At 77.7% G+C, this 3,442-nt stretch carries 4 protein-coding genes; all 4 read right to left on the bottom strand.

Annotation, left to right across the window (positions count from 1 at the left end; translation table 11 throughout):
* Positions 1-217: 217 nt before the first annotated feature.
* The gene (locus BN3788_RS00055) at positions 218-820 is read right to left on the bottom strand and encodes a type II secretion system F family protein (protein ID WP_159066832.1); all 603 of its coding nucleotides are present in this window, start codon (positions 818-820) and stop codon (positions 218-220) included.
* Between the two features lie 5 nt (positions 821-825).
* Positions 826-1,491: a hypothetical protein gene (locus tag BN3788_RS00050; protein ID WP_082812440.1), complete on the bottom strand. Its 666-nt coding sequence runs from the start codon at positions 1,489-1,491 to the stop codon at positions 826-828.
* Positions 1,488-2,705, bottom strand: a complete 1,218-nt coding sequence (locus BN3788_RS00045; protein WP_082812439.1) for a TadA family conjugal transfer-associated ATPase — start codon at positions 2,703-2,705, stop codon at positions 1,488-1,490. The genes BN3788_RS00050 and BN3788_RS00045 overlap by 4 nt, the downstream gene beginning before the upstream one ends.
* Positions 2,702-3,442: septum site-determining protein Ssd (gene ssd / locus BN3788_RS00040; protein ID WP_315969727.1), on the bottom strand; the 741-nt coding region annotated here is incomplete at its 5' end. The genes BN3788_RS00045 and ssd, both read right to left, overlap by 4 nt.

Here is a 3,442-nt window from a genome sequence, read left to right as displayed (position 1 = left end):
GCCTTCTCAGCCGTCCCGGTCGTCTCCGTCATCGCGAACCCCTCCCCGCGATCCCGCCGTCCGGGGCCGCTCTGCGCCACGTTGGACGACGGGGCGATCCGTGGGCGTCCGCCCTGTCGCCCGCTGCTGGCCGGAGCCTCAAACGGCGCGACTGTGGGTGGGCGGGCGAGACGGCAGCACGGCGGGCGGCGACCACCGCGGATCACTCGTGCCCCGGTCATCCGAGCAGCCCGTCGGCGAGCGAGAGCATCACCGGCACGAGGCCGAGCAGCACGAACGCCGGCAGGAAGCACAGCCCCAGCGGCAGGACGAGATGCACTCCCATGCGCCCGGCCGCCTCGCGCGCATGGCGCAGGCGTCCTCGACGGAGCGTCGCCGCCTGGGCCCGCAGCGCCCCACCCGGTGCGGCTCCGGCCAGCCAGGCCGGGCGCAGGCAGACGGCGACGGCGCCGAGCCGTTCCGGGGCACGGGCCCAGGCCGCCTCCCACGACGCGCCCAGCACCAGCGCCGCCGAGGCGTGGACCAGGGCGTCGCCCTCGACTCCGCCGACGGCCTCGCCGACCGCCTGCAACGCGCGCGGCACCGCGACGCCTGCCGCCACGGCCACCTCGACCAGCTCGAGCACCAGCACGACGTCGACCGGATCCGCCCGCGCCACATCGGCGCCCCGACCTCGCGGACGACCAGCATGCGCACGGGCGCGGGGACGCCCTCCCGCTGCGGCGCCGCGCGCGATCCCGCGGAGGCGTCGCGACGGCGGGGCCCGCCAGCACACCGCGGCGAGCCCGAGGAGCGCGGCGACGGCCGCGCCTGTCTCCATCGGCGTCATCCGATGTCGCCCGCTGATGCCGCACGAGCCAGCAATCGGGCCGTCCACCAGCGGCCCAGGAGCAGCAGCGCGCCGCCGAGCACGGCTGACGCGGCGCCCAGGCCCCCGCGGAGCACCACCTCGACGGGGTCAGCGCCCAGCGCGAACCCCAGCAGCAGGCCGAGGACGGGCAGCCAGCCCAGCACGGCGGCCGTGGAGCGTGGGCCCGCGAGCGCCGCCCGTCGTTCGGCGTCCACCTCGGCATCGGCGGCGACAGCCTCGGCCACCCGGTCGAGGACGGGAGCCAAGGGGGCGCCCAGGCTTCGTGCGAGCCGAGACGCCGCGACCACCGCCCGGGCGTGACGCCCCTGGCCGCCGGGCGACTGGTCCAGCGCGACGAGCGGGCCCCAGGCGGGCAGCCCGTCCGCGCCGGTCGGCGACCCCAGCGTGCGATGCCATGCCTCACCCGGTGGACTGCCCGATCGCAGGGCCGCGCTCGTGGCCGCGAGCACCTCGGCCAGATCGGGCGCCGCCGTCGTCCGCCGCCCTGCGGGTCTCCACCACCTCGCAGCCCCGGGAGACCCAGTCAGCATCGGTCGCCCGCCCTCATGCAGAACCCGGCCCCGGGGCCCTGCCCCGACGAGGAGCGCGGCGGCGACGAGGATCCCGACGGTCGCGCTCATGCGCCCATCCGGCGCGCCAGCGCCTCCCATCCGGGGCCGCGCACCGGGAGCCCACCCGGGGTGACGTCCACGGCGGTCTCGACCGCCAACTCGCCCGTGGGCGCCCGCCGCACCACGGCGACCGCGGCGATGTACCGGCGCGGGCCGTCCCGGCGCAGGTGGACCACCGCGTCCAGGGCGCTTGCCGCCTGCGCGGCGACGGACTCCCTGCTCATCCCCGCGAGCGCGGCGAGCGCCTCAAGCCGCGCGGGGACGTCCGCCGCGGTGTTCGCGTGCAGGGTCGCGCACCCACCCTCGTGTCCGGTGTTGAGGGCGGTGAGGACGTCGCGGACCTCGGCGCCGCGGCACTCGCCGAGCACGATGCGGTCGGGCCGCATGCGCAGCGCCTGCCGCACGAGGTCCGAGAGACCGATGGCCCCGGCTCCGTCGACGTTGGCGGCGCGGGCGAGCAGGCGGACGACATGTGGGTGGTCAGGCGCCAGCTCGCCGGACTCCTCGATGCACACGATCCGCTCGGTGGGAGCGACGAGGGAGAGCAGCGCGGAGAGCAGAGTGGTCTTGCCGGTGCCGGTGGCGCCCGAGACAAGGAAGCTGGCACGCGCGGCGACGAGGGCCCGGAGCACGGGGACGAGTCCGGGCGCCACACTGCCGGCGCGGACGAGCTCGTCGAGGGTGAACGCCTGACGGCGCAGCGTCCGCAGCGAGATGAGGGCGCAGCCGCCTGCGACCGGGGGCAGCACGGCGTGCAGGCGGGAGCCGTCGGGCAGCCGCGCGTCGACGGTGGGGCTCGCGTCGTCGAGTCGCTGCCCTCCTGCTGCGGCGAGCCGCACCGCGAGGTCGCGCACCTGCGTGGGCGTCCCCAGGTCGATGGCCGACCGTTCGAGCCGGCCCGCGCGCTCCACCCAGACCTGGTCGGGGGCGTTGACCAGCACGTCGGTGACCTCGGGGTCGTCGAGCAGCCTCTGGAGCGGCCCGGCGCCGAGCACCTCGGCCCGGACGGCCGCGCCGAGCTCGGCGAGGGCCTGGCTGCCCAGCACCGTTCCGGCTGACCGCACGGCCTCGGTCACGTCCTCGGCGGTGGGTTGCGGCCCGTGGCGTGCGAGCCGCGCGCGCACCGCGTCGAGCAGCACCGGATCGGCCCTTCGCACCGTGCGGTCCGGCGGCCGGCCGGGGTGTGGGCCGTCGGGCTGCGCGACGCGCTCGAGCCCGCTCATCCGAGGTCACGGACGAGCCCGGTCACGGCGCGCGCGAGCGGCCCGCGCCGGGGCACGGGACCGCCGCCTCGTTCGACGGCCTCGGGCAGACGCCGGTCAGTCGTCATGCTCGCGGCGATGGGCAGGTCGACGACGTGCGCGAGCTCGAGCGCGCCGAGCCCGCCCGGTGCGGGGCCACGGACCACGAGCCGCACGCCCGGCACGACGCCGAGCGGCGCGGGGCGCAGGGCCAGTGCGCCCGCCACGCCCCGCAGGTCGCGGGTGACGACGACGAGCACCGTGCCGCAGGCGGCCAAGGCGGGCCCCCGAGCGAGCACGTCGGCGCGGTCGAGGTCGAGCACCAGGCGCGCGTGCTGCTCAGCGAGGGCGCTGAGCACGTCGGCGACCGCGTCGGCGGGTGGCGGGCCAGGGCGCATGCGATCGGCGCTGAGCACGGCGCACCCGCCCCACCGTGGCAGCAGTGCCGTCAGATCCGCGCCCGAGACTGTGCCGCGCGCGTCGGCGAGGTCGGGCCAGCGCAGCCCTCCGGACTCTTCGAGTCCCACGAGCACGTCGATCCCGCTGCCGGCCTCCTCAAGGTCGACCAGGCAGGTGGGCGCGGTGCGGGCCAGACGGTGGGCGAGCGCTGCGGCCAACGTCGACGCGCCGACGCCACCCCGCGCGCCCACCACGCCCAGAGCACCCACCATGTCCAGAGCGCCCCCCCCGCCCCCGCCCCCCACCCACCACCCGCCCCC

The sequence above is a fragment of the Cellulomonas timonensis genome (assembly GCF_900046455.1).
Lineage (GTDB): Bacteria > Actinomycetota > Actinomycetes > Actinomycetales > Cellulomonadaceae > Cellulomonas_A > Cellulomonas_A timonensis.
Note: the sequence above shows the minus strand (reverse complement) of the source record. Positions and strands in the feature narration are given on the sequence as shown.